The following is a 12,757-nucleotide window of genomic DNA, read 5'->3' on the forward strand; positions in this document are numbered from 1 at the left end:
ACCCACCGTCCCCCGCCCGCGCCGCCCCTGCGCCGGCGCTCCGAGGCAGCACTTTCACGGAAAGTGTTGCCTCGGAGCGGGCTGAGGCAACACTTTCACTGAAACTGTCCGGGTCGTGGTGTGCCCCGGCCCGCCCTCGGTGGCGGGTGGGCGTCAGCGCAGGGCGCGGTAGAGCAGGAACAGGCCGATCACCGAGCCGAAGACCACGATCACGGTCTTCAGCACCACCGGGGGCAGTCGACGCACCAGCCGCGCACCGACGTACCCGCCGACCAGGGTGGCCGGCGCGACCACCGCCACGGCTGCCCAGTTGACCGGCCCGAAGAGCGCGAACACCACCAGCGTGGTCAGCCCCACCACCGCGGAGAGCAGATTCTTGATCGCACTGACCCGGGCCAGCGTGGCGTCCAGCACCAGGGCCAGGCCCGCCACCAGCATCACCCCGAGCGCCGCGCCGAAGTAGCCGCCGTACACCGAGCCGAGCGCGACGATGCTCTGCACCGTGACGGTACGGCGGCGCGGCGTCAGGTCGCGCGGGTGGCCGACCAGCCGGCGCAGCGGATCCTGGAACGCCAGCACCGCGGTCGCGCCGAGCACCAGGAACGGCACGACCACCTCGAAGGCACGGGCCGGGGTCGCGAGCAGCACCAGCGAACCGGCGATCGTGCCGAGCACGGCGGTGGGCAGCAGCGGGGCGAGGGTGCGCGCCGGCGGGAGGTCCATGCGGCTCCCGGCGACGCTCGCCACGTACCCGGGAAAGACCGCCACCGAGTTGCTGACGTTGGCCGGCACCGGGGGCAGCCCGATCGCGATCATCGCGGGGAAGGTGATGAGGGAACCACCACCGGCCACCGCGTTGACCGTGCCTGCGGCGAGGCCGGCGGCGAGCAGCAGCACGGCGTGGGAGAGGTCCATGGTCCCCCGAGGCTAGCCCCCGCCCGTCTGGGACGAGCGGCGGGCGGCGCCCCGGTCGGCCGCACCCCCCACATCGGGGCCGACACCCTGGATCTTGGCGTGGTGGGGCGGCAATACTCGGCGGCCCGGCGTCGTTAGGATGAGCAGCGCGACGGACGAGTCGACCGGGCGGTCGCGTCGGCGGGCTTCGAGCCCGCCGCCGAGGAACGTCCGGACTCCACAGGGCAGGGTGGTTGCTAACGGCAACCCGGGGTGACCCGCGGGACAGTGCCACAGAAAACAGACCGCCGGCCCCATCGGGGACGGTAAGGGTGAAACGGTGGGGTAAGAGCCCACCAGCACCCCGGGTGACCGGGGTGGCTCGGTAAACCCCACCCGGAGCAAGGCCAAGAAAGGGCCGTCACCGCAAGATGACGACCCGCGCAGACGCTTGAGGGCTGCCCGCCCGATGTCTGCGGGTAGGCCGCTGGAGCCTGCCGGCGACGGTAGGCCGAGATGGATGGCCGCCGCCGGCGCGAGCCTCCGGGCGCGCGCCGCGCACAAAATCCGGCGTACAGGTCGACTCGTCCGTCGCCCACCGGGGTCAGAGCCGCCAGTGACCACTCGTCCGGGGCCGTTCTGCGGTGGGATGTGTCACGGAGATCCTGAAACTAGGCAATTGCCCGGTTTCGGAACCCACGTGTTAGATCGGTATCAGGACCGCGAGAGCGGCAAAGCCGACCGGCTGTGCGATCCAAGCACATTAAGCCGTCCCGGGCGCCGAGCGGCGGCGTCTGCGCTCCCAACGAGCTTGTCGCTCGGCATAGGCACGCCGCGCATCCGCCAGACTGACCGGCCGTTCGGCGTAGGCACGCCGTGCGTCTGTCAGACTGAGCGAACCGTTGGGACCGCCCCGCACCGTGTCAGCGTCTTCGTCATCCTGCCCGTCGTCCTCCCAGCCGCAGGCGAAGCAAATTTCGAACTGACCTCGACCCTCGAGCGTCGGGTGCCGGCAGCAGGGACACGCGTACGGTTCGCCACCCGCTTCAGCCACTACAGATCGCTGATTCAACGCCTCGATGTACTGCTCGAACCACCTGGTGCGGCTCGCGAGTTCTGTTACGGACGGCCCCTCCTGCTTACCGGCATGTTCGTCCATCCTCTGTACCTTTCGTTGTCGACCCGGTTGAAGTATCGAACTCAGCACAGAGGGGCCTACCGCGGGAAGGTGGTGCGACCGAGTTAGCTGACGAGTGCCGTCCGCAACTCTGTCGGCACGAACTGCCCGAGGTGAACAAGATCGTCTAGCCGCGACGTGTCACGCACGTCCCGAGACTGATCCGCGCGGGTCCTGAGCCCCGCGTCGCCGGCGGCCGGCCGGCTGGGCCGGTCGGTACTGTCTCCGGGGTGAGTACCCCCTTCGCCGTGATTCTCCAAGGGCTGATGGCCAATCGCGGCCTCGACCGGCGGGCGCTGAGCCGAGCGTCCGGACGAGCCGAGTCAACTATCAACCGGCTACTCGGCGGGACGCTCCAACCAACGGCGGAAGTACTTCAAGACATCGCTCCGACACTGGAGATGAGTGTCGCCGACTTGCTGATCATCGCCGGACTCCCCATGGATTACGACCTGGAGCGGCCGGGGCCGTGGCGGACGAGTCAGGAGATCGAAGCTTGGTAGCTGCGGCTACGTGGTTGACTCCAGCACAGGTCGAGCAGGTGACAGCGCTCGCCCGAAAGCTTCGCAGCGACAACCGTTGACCGCCGTTGGCTCAGCTCGGCGGCTGTGTGGCCGCCTCGCCGGTCTGCTCCCGCCACTGGCCGCCGCCGGCCTGAACGAGCCGCCGCACCATCGCGCGGAATTCGTCCTCCGTGTCGAACTCCCAGCGGGTTTCCTTGCCCGGTGGCATCCGCCGAGCTCGGCACCGATGTCACCGTCAGAATCCGGCGTACGGGTCGACGCGTCCGTCGCCCACCAGCCGCAGGTTACGGAGTCGAGATGACGAGTGGGTCGATCAGCGGCGACGAGCTTCGCCTTGAGGTCAGCGAGCTGACCGCCCTTCTGCGTGACGACGGCGACTTCTCCGGCATCCGCGACGCCGTGACGTCCAGGGGTTTGTCGCCCGCTGACACGGTGCTCGCCGGACTCGTCAGCGGGGAGGACGGCAGTCAGTACGGCGTACTGGTCGTCGGTGCCGGCGAGTGTGTCCTGTTCGAGATCGACCCCCACGGGTCACTGATCCGCTGGGAGGTCGTCGGCGACATCTCGACGCTGGAACGCGATTTCGACGCGATAGCTGTCGGCGTCGAGATGAAGCTGACCGGCGGGCTTGCCTAGCGGGCTGGGAGTCGGTCGAACCGGGTCGAGAAGCCGCCCACGCGAGACCGAGCATCGGTCGCGGTTCCTTGGATGCATCTCGTAGCGTCGACGGGATGACGCTCGTGGTGGTGCTTCTCGTCGTACTCGTGGTGTTGCTGGTCGGGGCGTTCGTCTTCGTCGGCTGGCGGGACCGCGAACGGCTCTCCTCGGCCGAGGACGTGGCCGCCGCCCGCGATGCCGCATCGGTTCAGGAGCGGCACGCCGCCGAACGGCACGGCGTGCAGGGTGAGGTGTGGCGGCGCGGTCAGGCCGGCAACGGCTGACCGCCGGTCACTGCGGCGGCCAGTTCCTGAGGACGGCGTCGAGGGCGTCCAGCGACCGGGCCCACGACGTGTCCACCTCGCGCGGCGTGTGGCGGAAGCCGCCGGACCGCTCCAGGCTCACGTACCCGTGGAAGGTGCTGTGCATCATCCGCACGGCGTCGGTCTGGTCGGGTTCGGCGAGCTGGTAGCCGCGCAGGATCGCCCGCGTCATCTCGGCGTGCCGGGGACCGGCGCTCGCCGCCGCCGTCTCCGGGTCCAGGTCGATCTGCATGGCGGCGTACCGGCCCGGATGCTCCTTCGCGTACGCCCGGTAGGCGTTGGCGAAGGCCACCAGCGCGTCCTTGCCGGCGCGGCCGGCGAGCGCGGCGGCGACCCGGTCGGCCAACTCCGCCAGGGCCAGCAGTGCCACCCGGATCCGCAGGTCCTGGGCGTTCCTGATGTGCGAGTAGAGGCTGGCGTCCTTGACGCCGAACCGGCGCGCGACAGCTGAGACGGTCACGTTCTCGAAGCCGATCTCGTCGGCCAGCTCCGCCGCCGCCCGGGTCAGGCGCTCGGCGGTCAGCCCCGCACGTGTCATGGAGAGCACTCTACACCTAGAGATTTTAATAGTTTGCCTAATGATATTAGGCTAGTACCTATGACACCCCTGACCGAGTCCGCCGTCCGCGCCGCCTTCGTCAACTGCACGAAGGGTGAGGCCAAGCGACTGGCGGTGCCGAACGACCTGGCCGAGCGTCCCTGGGCCGACCTCGACTTCCTCGGCTGGCGGGACCCCGCCGCGCCGGAGCGGGCCTATCTGGTCGCCGAGTCCGAGGGCGGACTCGTCGGCGTGGCGCTGCGGGTGGCCACCCAGGCCGGGCGGGGGCGGCGCAGCATGTGCTCGCTCTGCCTGACCACGCACACCGGTGACGGGGTGTCGCTGATGACCGCGCGCAAGGCCGGGCGGGACGGGCGGCAGGGCAACTCCGTCGGCGCGTACATCTGCACCGACCTCGCCTGCTCGCTCTACCTGCGCGGCAAGCGGAGCGCCGGCCGGCGGATCGACGAGTCGATCAGCCTGGCCGAGAAGATCGAGCGCACCTCGACGAACCTCACCGGCCTCCTGCGCAAGGTCCTCGGCTGACCGCGCCGCCAGTCGACGGGGCCGCGCCGCCCCTCGACGGGGCCGCGCCGCCACTCGACAGGGCCGCGCCGCCCCTCGACGGGGCCGCGCCGCCCCTCGACGGGGCCGCGCCGCGGCCACTCGACGAGACCGCGGTCGGGTGCCCGCGGGGTCGACCCCGACGCCGCGCGTCCGGCGGGACGGCATGCGGGCGACTAGCCTTCGCTGATGCATCGCAGCCGTGTCTACGCCCTGCTGATCGACGCGCCGCGCGACGAGGCGGACCAGTCCATCGCCTTCTGGTCGGCGGCGCTCGGCGCCCGTGCCGAGCCGTACGCTCCGGAACCCCAGTTCACGGATCTGCACGGCGCGCTGCCCGGGCTGGTCCTCGCCGTCCAGGCGGTGGACGACGCACCCCGGTTCCACCTGGACATCGAGACCGACGACGTCGAGGCCGAGACGGCGCGGCTGATCGGGCTGGGGGCGACGCCGGTGACGCGGTGGCAGGAGTGTCGCGTCCTGCGTGCGCCGGGCGGGCACCTGGTCTGCGTACTGCCGGTGGAATCCGCGCCGGAGGTCTTCGCGGCCGAGGCGAAGACCTGGCCCTGACCGTGGTGCCGCGCCCGCCGCGTCGAGCGACTAGTGGTCGTCCCAGGCGGCGCCGACAGGCAGGTAGAAGGTCTGTGCCGCGCCGTCGAGCGCCCGCGCGATGACCAGCCGGGCGTGCGCGTCGAGCTCCGGCAGCCGGTCGGGGGCGAACCACTCGACCGCCTCGGACTCGTCGTCGTTGACCCGGGCGTCGCCGCCGAGCAGGCGGCACTCGAAGCCGAGGTTCAGGTACTCGCAGCGGTCGCCGTTGGGGTAGGTGTGCGGGTGGGAGACGACGCTGGTGAGCCGGAGCGGCTCGACGTCCAGGCCGGTCTCCTCGCGTACCTCGCGGGCCACGGCGGTGGCCGGTTGCTCGCCCGGCTCGACGATGCCGCTCACCACCGACCACCGGCCGTCGTCGGCCCGCTTCCCCAGCAGCAGCTCGCCGGCGTCGTTTCGGACCACCGCGCTGACGCTCGGCAGCCAGAGCAGGTCGTGGCCGATGTGCTTACGCATCCGCAGGATGTAGTCCGGTACGCCCACCGGGCGACCCTACCCCCGCCCGATCGCGCGGGACGGCCGGGCGACGAGTGGCCACCGTGCGCCGCGGCGGCGGGGGTCGCGGGACACCGCACCTCACCCGAGCTGTCTTTTTTGCCGGATTCCGACCACGTATCACCCGAACTATCTCTACTGTGGATGCCGTCGGCGACTTGCGGTGTTCCGGTGGCGGCCGGGCGGTTCGCGGTGCACAGTGATCTCATGAGCGACAGCGGACGTGGTGCGCACTACTACTGGTGCGTCCGGCACCACCGGGTCGAGACCGACGCCGACGTGTGTCCGGCGAGGCATGTTCTCGGCCCGTACGCCTCGGCCACCGACGCGGAGAACGCGCTGCAGCAGGTGCGGGAGCGCAACGAAGCGTGGGAGGCCGAGGACGCCCGTTGGGCCGGGGAGGACAGGTAGACGGCGCGGGACGGCCCGCGTCGAGGTACTCCGTGCTCCGCGAGGAGACACGCGAGAGCACGTCCCCAAGGAGGGAACCGAGATGGCCGTAACACCGAAGGCCACCCGCCCGGCCGCGAAACGTACCACCGCGAAGAAGACCGCCGCGGCGGAGCGGAACACCACCGCGAGCCGCACCACCCCGGCACGCCGGACCACCGCGACGGCCGCCAAGGCGCCGGCCAAGAAGGCGGCCGGTGGGGCGGGCCGCGCTCCGGCGAAGAAGACCACCGCCGCCAAGGCCCCCGCCAAGAAGGCGGCGGCCAAGGCCTCCACGACCACCCGGAAGGCCACCGGCACGGCGAAGAAGGCGCCGGCCAAGGCCTCGACGGCCGCGAAGAAGACCGCGGGCGCGGCGAAGAAGACCACGGGGGCGGCGAAGCGCACCACCACGGCGGCGGCGAAGAAGACGACGGCGGCGGCCCGCAAGTCCACGACCACGGCCCGCAAGAGCGCCACGAGCACCGCCCGGAAGACCACAGGCGCCGCGAAGAAGACCACGGGCGCCGCCAAGAAGACCGCCGCGAAGAAGGCACCCGCCAAGAAGGCCCCGGCCAAGCGGACCACCGCCACCACCCGTCCCGCCGCCGCGAAGAAGGCTCCGGCCCGCAAGACGACCGGCAGCACCGTGGGCGTCGCGCGGAAGGCGGCGGCCAAGAAGGCGCCGGCCCGGAAGGCCGCGCCCCGCAAGGCCGCCCCGACCAGCACCCGCGCCACCACCGCGCGCGGCGCCACCGTCGCCGCCCGCAAGTCCGCCCGCTGACCCGCACGCCGCCGGCGACTCGGGTACGTACCTCACCCGGATCCCGCCGTCGGCACCCGTACACCTCGGGGGCGGGCCGCCCGGCTTCCCGCCGGCCGGCCCGCCCCCGCAGCCCGGCCGGACCGCCCGGGACGGTGGCGCGCCACCGGTCCATGGCGGCCGCCCGGGGCGGGCGCGACGACGCCCGCACTGTCAGGATGGGCGCGTGGTCATCCGACGCGTTCTCGCGCCCCGCATCGACTTCGCCGCGCTCCGCCGTGAGCTCGGACTCCCCGAGGAGTTCCCGGCGGCCGCGGCCCAAGAGGCGGACGCCGCGGCCGCCGACCCGCCACGACCCACCCTCGACCGCACCGACGTCCCGTTCCTCACGGTGGACCCGGCCGGCTCCCGCGACCTGGACCAGGCGATGCACCTCAGCCGCCGCCCCGGTGGCGGCTACCGGGTGCGGTACGCGATCGCCGACGTGGCGGCGCGCGTCCGTCCCGGCGGTGCGTTGGACGAGGAGACCTGGCGCCGGGGCCAGACCGTCTACCTGCCGGACGGCAGCGTGCCGCTGCACCCGAGGTCGCTCAGCGAGGACGCGGCGAGTCTGCTCCCCGACGTCGACCGCGCCGCCGTGGTGTGGACCATCGACCTGGACGGCGACGGCGGCACGGTCGCGGTCGACCTGGAACGCGCGCTCGTCCGCAGCCGGGCGAAACTCGACTACGCCGGGGCGCAGACCGGGGCCGACGAGGGTCGGTTGCCCGAACCGATCGCCCTGCTCCCGGAGATCGGCGCGCGGCTGACCGCGCGTGGTCTGCGCCGCGGAGCCATCAACCTGCCCCTGCCCGAGCAGGAGGTCGAGGCCGACGGCGACGGCTGGCGGCTGGTGCTGCGCGGGCCGGTGCCGATGGAGGAGCACAACGCCCAGATCTCCCTGCTCACCGGGATGGCGGCGGCCGACATCATGCTCGCCGGGCGGATCGGGCTGCTGCGTACGATGCCGGCGCCGAAGCCGGAGGCGGTGCAGCGGCTGCGCACCGCGGCCGCCCCGCTGGGCGTGCACTGGCCGGAGGGCGCCGGCCCGGGCGAGGTGATCGCCGGGCTCGACCCCGCCCAGCCCCGGGCGGCGGCCTTCATCGACCAGGCGGCCGAGCTGATGCGCGGGGCCGCGTACACCGCCTTCGACGGCGAGCTGCCGCAGCAGCCGGAGCACGGCGGGGTCGCGGCCGCGTACGCCCACGTCACGGCGCCGCTGCGCCGGCTGGCCGACCGGTACGCGACCGAGGTCTGCCTGGCCCTGCACGAGAGCCGCCCGGTGCCGGACTGGGTCCGTGCGGCGCTGCCCCGGCTGCCGGAGGTGATGGCGACGACCGACCGGACGGCCTCCGCCGCCGCCCGCGGCGCCGTCGAGCTCACCGAGGCGGTGCTGCTCGCGGAGCGGGTGGGTGAGCTCTTCGACGCCGCGGTGCTCGACGTCGACGCGCCGCCGAGCAACCGGTCCCGCCCCCGGCCGCCCGGCGGGACGGTGGCCCTGGACAGCCCACCGGTACGCGCCCGCTGCCTCGGTGACCTGCCGCTCGGCGAGCGGATCCGGGTCCGCCTCGTCAGCGCCGACCCGGCCGGCCGGACCGTGCTCTTCGAACGCGCCTGACCGGCGCGCACCGTCGCGCCGGGTACCGGGCGACCGGTCCCGCGTCGGTGCCTGCCTCTCGGCGGGTGGCCGCCGGTTTGCGAGGATGGGCCCATGGCATACGACGCGAGCACGCTGCCCGACGTGTCCGGGCTGACCGTCGGCATCATCGGCGGCACCGGTGACCAGGGACGAGGCCTCGCCTACCGGTTGGCCCGGGCCGGGCAGGCCGTGCTGATCGGATCGCGCTCCGCCGAACGGGCCGCCGCCTCGGCACAGGAGATCGCGGCGTCGCCGGGCGTACCGGCGGGGGCGACCGTCGCGGGCGGGGGGAACGAGGAGGTGGCCCGGGACAGCGACGTGGTCATCATCGCGGTCCCGTGGGACGGGCACGCGGCGACCGTCGCGGCCCTCGCCGAGCCGCTCGCCGGCAAGATCGTCGTCGACTGCGTCAACCCGCTCGGCTTCGACAAGCAGGGTCCGTACCCGCTGCGGGTCGAGGAGGGCAGCGCGGTGCAGCAGGCCGCCGCGCTGCTGCCCGACTCCCGGGTCTGCGCGGCGTTCAACCACGTCAGCGCGCCGCTGCTGGCCGACCCGGAGGTCGACCGGATCGAGCTCGACGTCCTGATCTGCACCGAGGACCGCGACGTGGTCGGTGTCGTCGCCGCCCTCGCCGCGCGGATCCCCGGCATGCGCGGGATCTACGCCGGCCGGTTGCGCAACGCCCACCAGATCGAGGCGTTCACCGCCAACCTGATCGCCATCAACAAGCGCTACAAGGCCCACTCCGGGATCCGCGTCACCGACCTCTGATGTCGTACCCGGCCGGCACCATCGCCGGATGGAATGGCAACTGGTGATCGATTGCCGGGAGCCCGCGCGGCTCGTCACGTTCTGGGCGGAGGCGCTGCGCTACCGGCCGCAGCCGCCGCCCGACGGGCAACCGACCTGGCGGGACTGGTACCTCTCGGTCGGCATCCCGGCGGAGGAACTCGGCGAGGGCGACTGCCTCGACCGGCTGGAGGACCCGACCGGCGCGGGCCCGCGGATCTGGTTCCAGCCGGTCCCCGAACCGAAGGCGGTCAAGAACCGGCTGCACATCGACCTGAAGGTCGGTGGCGGGCGTTCGGTGCCGGTGGCCGAGCGGCGGCTCCGCGTCGACGCCGAGGCGGCCCGGCTGACCGCGCTGGGCGCCCAGGTGCTCGGCACGATGGACGACCCCGACAACGGCTACTACTCCGCCCAGATGGCCGACCCGGAGGGGAACGAGTTCTGCGTGGTCTGACCCGGCCGGGCGGCGCGGCCCGTCGGCCGCGCCGCCCGTTATCCGGTCAGAACGTGTGCTCGGCGGTGGGGAACCGGCCGCCGCGTACCTCGTCGGCGAAGCGGTGGGTGGCGTCGGTGAGGGCGCCGGCCAGGTCGGCGTAGCGCTTGACGAAGCGGGGCGCCTTGCCGGTGCGCAGCCCGGCCATGTCCTGCCAGACCAGCACCTGGGCGTCGGTCTCCGGGCCGGCCCCGATGCCCACCGTCGGGATGCTCAGCTCGTTGGTGATCCGCTTCGCGACCTCGCCGGGCACCATCTCCAGGACGACAGCGAACGCGCCCGCCTCGGCCACCGCGCGGGCGTCGGCGACCACCTCCTCGGCGGCGTCGCCGCGCCCCTGCACCCGGTAGCCGCCGATGGCGTGCTCGCTCTGCGGGGTGAAGCCGATGTGCGCCATCACCGGGATGCCGGCGCCGGTGATCGCGGCGATCTGCTCGGCGCAGCGCCGGCCGCCCTCCAGCTTCACCGCGTGGCAGCCGCCCTCCTTCATGAACCGTACGGCGGTGCGCAGCGCCTGCGCCGGGCCCTCCTCGTACGAGCCGAAGGGCAGGTCGCCGACGATCAGCGCCTGGCGGGTGGCCCGGACCACCGCGCGTACCAGCGGCAGCAGCTCCTCGGCGGTGACCGGGATCGTCGTCTCGTAGCCGAAGACGTTGTTCGCCGCCGAGTCGCCGACCAGCAGCACCGGGATGCCGGCCTGGTCGAAGATCGACGCCGTGTACTGGTCGTACGACGTGAGCATCGGCCACCGCTCGCCGCGCTCTTTGGCGGCGATCAGGTCGCGGGTGCGTACCCGGCGGGTCGCCGGCCCGCCGTAGAGGGCGGTCACCTCGGTCGGGGTGGACTCCACCATGGCTCTCTCCTTCCTCGAGGCCGCGTGCGCGGTCCCCGGGTTCCGCCGCGATCGTCGCATCGGACGACCCGGCGGCGGCAGAGCGCAGTGGAGGATTTCACTCCCCACGCCGACCGAGCGGGTCTGTCAGCCGTCCTCCCGCCAGCGGTTGGTGATCGGGAGCCGCCGGTCCCGGCCGAAGGCCTTCATCGAGATCTTCGTGCCGGGCGCGGACTGCCGTCGCTTGTACTCGGCGGTATCCACCATCCGCAGCACCTTGTCGACGACCGCCGGGTCGTGCCCCGCCTCGACCAGCCCGTCGCGGCCCATGTCGCCGTCGACGTAGCCGATCAGGATCGGGTCGAGCACGTCGTAGTCGGGCAGCGTGTCGCTGTCGAGCTGGCCCGGGCTCAGCTCAGCGCTCGGCGGCTTGCCGATGGAGCTCTCCGGGATCGGCGGGGTCTCGCCGCGCCGCACGGCGTCGGCGTTGCGCCACTTGGCGAGCCGCCAGATGAGCGTCTTCCAGACGTCCTTCACCGGATTGAAGCCGCCCACCGAGTCGCCGTAGAGCGTCGAGTAGCCGACCGCCAGCTCGCTCTTGTTCCCGGTGGTCAGGACGAGGTGGCCCTCCTGGTTCGACAGTGCCATCAGGATCACCCCGCGTACCCGGGCCTGGAGGTTCTCCACCGTCACGCCGGAGAGCGACATGTTGGCCAGGAAGGTGTCCACCATCGGCTGGATCGGCTCGATCCGGTAGTCCAGCCCGGTGCGCTTGGCGAGGTCCGCCGCGTCCTCCCGGGAGTGCTCGGAGGAGTGCTGGCTCGGCAAAGAGACCCCGACCACCCGCTCCGGGCCGAGCGCGTCGACGGCCAGCGCGGCCACCACCGCCGAGTCGATGCCGCCGGAGAGGCCGAGCACCACCGACGGGAAGCGGTTCTTGTTGACGTAGTCGCGCAGGCCGAGCACCAACGCCTGCCAGACCTCGGCCTCGTCGGCGACCGGCTCGATCGTCCCGCCGACCGCGGGTCGGCCCGCCGGGGCGGGCAGGTTCCCGCCGAGGGTGGTCCGGACCACCCGCAGCCCGTCGGCGACCCGTTCGCCCGCGCCGACCGGCTCCCCGGCGGCCGGCAGGTCCAGGTCGTGCACGAGCAGGTGCTCGACGAACTGCGGGGCGCGGGTGAGCAGCTCACCTTCGGCCGAGACGATCATCGAGTCGCCCTCGAAGACCAACTCGTCCTGCCCGCCGGTCATGTTGACGTACGCGATGGCGGCGCCCGCCTCCGCGGCGCGGCGGCGGACCAGCGGCAGCCGGACGTCGTCCTTGTTGAGCTCGTACGGCGAGCCGTTGATGTTGACCACCAGGCCCACCCCGGCCTGGCGGGCCCCGGCGAACGGGCCGCCCGCCTGCCACAGGTCCTCGCAGATGGTCACTGCCACGTCCACCCCGCAGATCCGCACGACGGTCAGCATGTCGCCGGGCAGGAAGTACCGGTCCTCGTCGAAGACCCCGTAGTTGGGCAGGTGGTGCTTGAAGTAGGTGGCCACCACCGCGCCGCCGTGCAGCACGGCGGCGGCGTTGCGCGCGCCCCGGCCCGGCTCGGCGTCCCCGGAGAACTGCGGCGGCCCGTCGGCGTCCAGGTAGCCGACGACCACCGGCAGCTCGCCCAGCCCGTCCGCGGCGAGGTCGGCGGCGAGCCGGTCCAGCGCCGCCCTCGACGCCGCCACGAACGACCGCCGGAAGACCAGGTCCTCCACCGGGTACCCGGTGAGCGTCATCTCCGGGAACGCGACGAGCTGGGCGCCCACGTCGGCGGCCCGCCGAGCCCAGACGCGGACCAGGCGCGCGTTGCCGGCGAGATCACCGACGGTCGGGTTGACCTGGGACAAAGCGATACGCAGGGTGGGCATGACCCCATCTTTCCCCAGAGCATCGGGCCCGACACCACGGGCGCGGGAGACACCGGAGTCACCTGGGCCGGTGCGGCCGGCCGG

The 12,757-nt window shown here is 72.8% G+C and carries 17 protein-coding genes and 1 other RNA gene; 11 read left to right on the forward strand and 7 right to left on the reverse strand.

Annotated features, from left to right (window positions below):
* Positions 1–153: 153 nt before the first annotated feature.
* A complete protein-coding gene (locus E1211_RS13850) occupies positions 154–915 on the reverse strand; it encodes a sulfite exporter TauE/SafE family protein (protein ID WP_132349135.1) in 762 nt (253 codons plus the stop codon).
* 156 nt (positions 916–1,071) lie between these two features.
* Between E1211_RS13850 and rnpB the strand changes: the two genes are divergently transcribed.
* Positions 1,072–1,485, forward strand: an RNA gene (rnpB, locus tag E1211_RS13855) — RNase P RNA component class A.
* Positions 1,486–1,657: 172 nt separating this feature from the next.
* Here rnpB and E1211_RS13860 read toward each other — a convergent pair.
* Positions 1,658–2,053, reverse strand: a complete 396-nt coding sequence (locus E1211_RS13860; RefSeq protein WP_132349136.1) for a CPCC family cysteine-rich protein — start codon at positions 2,051–2,053, stop codon at positions 1,658–1,660.
* 248 nt (positions 2,054–2,301) lie between these two features.
* Between E1211_RS13860 and E1211_RS13865 the strand changes: the two genes are divergently transcribed.
* A complete protein-coding gene (locus tag E1211_RS13865) occupies positions 2,302–2,574 on the forward strand; it encodes a helix-turn-helix transcriptional regulator (protein ID WP_132349137.1) in 273 nt (90 codons plus the stop codon).
* A gap of 91 nt (positions 2,575–2,665) precedes the next feature.
* Here E1211_RS13865 and E1211_RS32495 read toward each other — a convergent pair whose 3' ends face one another.
* Entirely contained in the window at positions 2,666–2,803 is a 138-nt protein-coding gene (locus E1211_RS32495; RefSeq protein WP_165947254.1) for a hypothetical protein, read from the reverse strand.
* Positions 2,804–2,892: 89 nt separating this feature from the next.
* Between E1211_RS32495 and E1211_RS13870 the strand changes: the two genes are divergently transcribed.
* Both E1211_RS13870 and E1211_RS13875 read left to right on the forward strand, forming a co-directional pair.
* On the forward strand, positions 2,893–3,231 hold the full coding sequence (locus E1211_RS13870; RefSeq protein WP_132349138.1) for a hypothetical protein: 339 nt from the start codon (positions 2,893–2,895) through the stop codon (positions 3,229–3,231).
* Between the two features lie 95 nt (positions 3,232–3,326).
* Entirely contained in the window at positions 3,327–3,536 is a 210-nt protein-coding gene (locus E1211_RS13875; RefSeq protein ID WP_132349139.1) for a hypothetical protein, read from the forward strand.
* 7 nt (positions 3,537–3,543) lie between these two features.
* Here E1211_RS13875 and E1211_RS13880 read toward each other — a convergent pair whose 3' ends face one another.
* Positions 3,544–4,113, reverse strand: coding sequence for a TetR/AcrR family transcriptional regulator (locus tag E1211_RS13880; protein WP_132349140.1), 570 nt, complete (start codon positions 4,111–4,113; stop codon positions 3,544–3,546).
* Positions 4,114–4,173: 60 nt separating this feature from the next.
* On the opposite strand from E1211_RS13880, the gene E1211_RS13885 reads away from it, so the two are divergent.
* Together E1211_RS13885 and E1211_RS13890 are read left to right on the forward strand one after the other, a co-directional pair.
* Positions 4,174–4,659 (forward strand): FBP domain-containing protein, encoded by a 486-nt coding sequence (locus E1211_RS13885; protein ID WP_132349141.1) that lies wholly within the window; start codon positions 4,174–4,176, stop codon positions 4,657–4,659.
* A gap of 207 nt (positions 4,660–4,866) precedes the next feature.
* Positions 4,867–5,247: a VOC family protein gene (locus E1211_RS13890; RefSeq protein ID WP_132349142.1), complete on the forward strand. Its 381-nt coding sequence runs from the start codon at positions 4,867–4,869 to the stop codon at positions 5,245–5,247.
* Between the two features lie 30 nt (positions 5,248–5,277).
* On the opposite strand, the gene E1211_RS13895 is transcribed toward E1211_RS13890, so the two are convergent.
* A complete protein-coding gene (locus E1211_RS13895) occupies positions 5,278–5,769 on the reverse strand; it encodes an NUDIX domain-containing protein (protein WP_132349143.1) in 492 nt (163 codons plus the stop codon).
* Between the two features lie 219 nt (positions 5,770–5,988).
* Between E1211_RS13895 and E1211_RS13900 the strand changes: the two genes are divergently transcribed.
* The 5 genes from E1211_RS13900 (at position 5,989) to E1211_RS13920 (ending at position 9,894) form a co-directional block, all read left to right on the forward strand.
* Positions 5,989–6,192 carry a hypothetical protein gene (locus tag E1211_RS13900; protein WP_207915366.1) on the forward strand — a complete coding sequence of 68 codons (204 nt, stop codon included), beginning with the start codon at positions 5,989–5,991 and terminating at the stop codon, positions 6,190–6,192.
* Positions 6,193–6,274: 82 nt separating this feature from the next.
* A complete protein-coding gene (locus tag E1211_RS13905) occupies positions 6,275–6,994 on the forward strand; it encodes a histone (protein WP_132349145.1) in 720 nt (239 codons plus the stop codon).
* A gap of 205 nt (positions 6,995–7,199) precedes the next feature.
* Positions 7,200–8,630 carry an RNB domain-containing ribonuclease gene (locus E1211_RS13910; RefSeq protein WP_132349146.1) on the forward strand — a complete coding sequence of 477 codons (1,431 nt, stop codon included), beginning with the start codon at positions 7,200–7,202 and terminating at the stop codon, positions 8,628–8,630.
* A gap of 93 nt (positions 8,631–8,723) precedes the next feature.
* On the forward strand, positions 8,724–9,422 hold the full coding sequence (gene npdG / locus E1211_RS13915; protein WP_132349147.1) for an NADPH-dependent F420 reductase: 699 nt from the start codon (positions 8,724–8,726) through the stop codon (positions 9,420–9,422).
* Positions 9,423–9,450: 28 nt separating this feature from the next.
* Positions 9,451–9,894, forward strand: a complete 444-nt coding sequence (locus E1211_RS13920) for a VOC family protein (protein WP_132349148.1) — start codon at positions 9,451–9,453, stop codon at positions 9,892–9,894.
* Positions 9,895–9,940: 46 nt separating this feature from the next.
* Here the strand turns inward: E1211_RS13920 and panB are convergent, their stop codons facing one another.
* The gene (gene panB, locus E1211_RS13925; RefSeq protein WP_132349149.1) at positions 9,941–10,786 is read right to left on the reverse strand and encodes a 3-methyl-2-oxobutanoate hydroxymethyltransferase; all 846 of its coding nucleotides are present in this window, start codon (positions 10,784–10,786) and stop codon (positions 9,941–9,943) included.
* A gap of 126 nt (positions 10,787–10,912) precedes the next feature.
* Entirely contained in the window at positions 10,913–12,673 is a 1,761-nt protein-coding gene (locus tag E1211_RS13930) for an NAD+ synthase (protein WP_132349150.1), read from the reverse strand.
* Positions 12,674–12,757: the final 84 nt, after the last annotated feature.

Origin of the sequence: Micromonospora sp. 15K316, from assembly GCF_004348525.1 — a bacterium.
GTDB lineage: Bacteria > Actinomycetota > Actinomycetes > Mycobacteriales > Micromonosporaceae > Micromonospora.